General features: G+C 67.8%; 1 pseudogene. It reads left to right on the top strand.

Going from position 1 to position 1,019, the window contains the following annotated elements:
- Nucleotides 1-591, top strand: a pseudogene (gene acnA / locus ACFWVD_RS28975) (aconitate hydratase); the annotation flags it as partial.
- Between the last annotated feature and the right edge of the window lie 428 nt (nucleotides 592-1,019).

Raw genomic sequence — 1,019 nt, 5'->3', positions numbered from 1 at the left:
GTCGAGAAGCGCGACTTCAACTCCTACGGCTCGCGCCGAGGCAACCACGAGGTCATGATCCGCGGTACCTTCGCCAACATCCGCCTGCGCAACCAGATCGCGCCGGGCACCGAGGGCGGCTTCACCCGCGACTTCACCGTCGACGGCGCGCCGGTCGCGTTCATCTACGACGCCTCGCAGAACTACCAGGCCGCCGGCATCCCGCTGGTCATCCTGGCGGGCAAGGAGTACGGCTCCGGCTCCTCCCGCGACTGGGCCGCCAAGGGCACCGCGCTGCTCGGCGTCAAGGCCGTCATCGCCGAGTCCTACGAGCGCATCCACCGCTCCAACCTGATCGGCATGGGCGTCCTGCCCCTGCAGTTCCCGGAGGGCGCCACCGCCGCCTCCCTGGGCCTCACCGGCGAGGAGACCTTCGCCTTCACCGGTGTGGAGGAGCTGAACAACGGCACCACCCCGCGCACGGTCAAGGTCACCACCGACACCGGTGTGGAGTTCGACGCGGTCGTCCGCATCGACACGCCGGGTGAGGCGGACTACTACCGCAACGGCGGCATCATGCAGTACGTCCTCCGGAACCTCATCCGAGGCTGAGGACCGTAGCGGCACCAAAGGGCCGTATCCCCGTTAAGGGGGTACGGCCCTTCCGCCATTTCCGGCCGGGGCCAGGTTTCGGGGAGGTCTCAACTCGGAAAAGCTGACAGGCAACCGTGTGCATGATCTTGCTCACAGGAGCGGAAGTGGACTATACCTGTGCCCGTCCGGATCGCCGCGGTACTGGGCGGCACCGGACCGGGGGATGGCGGGGACCTGCGGTGATGTCCGCACGCGCGGTGCCGTCGTGATTTCCGGCCTCCTTCACACTTCTGACGAAGGCGAGGACATGAGCATGGGATCCACTGGTGAGGGCCTCGGCCGCCGTGACCTGATCAAGCGCTCCGCGGCGCTGGGACTGATCTCGGTGCCCACGATGAGCTTCCTGTCCGCCTGCGCCTCCGGCGGTGAGGGCACGACCAAGGGGC

It is taken from the genome of Nocardia sp. NPDC058666, assembly GCF_042714895.1.
Lineage (GTDB): Bacteria > Actinomycetota > Actinomycetes > Mycobacteriales > Mycobacteriaceae > Nocardia.
The sequence above is the reverse complement of the archived record's forward strand: the minus strand, read 5'-3'. Positions and strand labels throughout refer to the sequence as shown.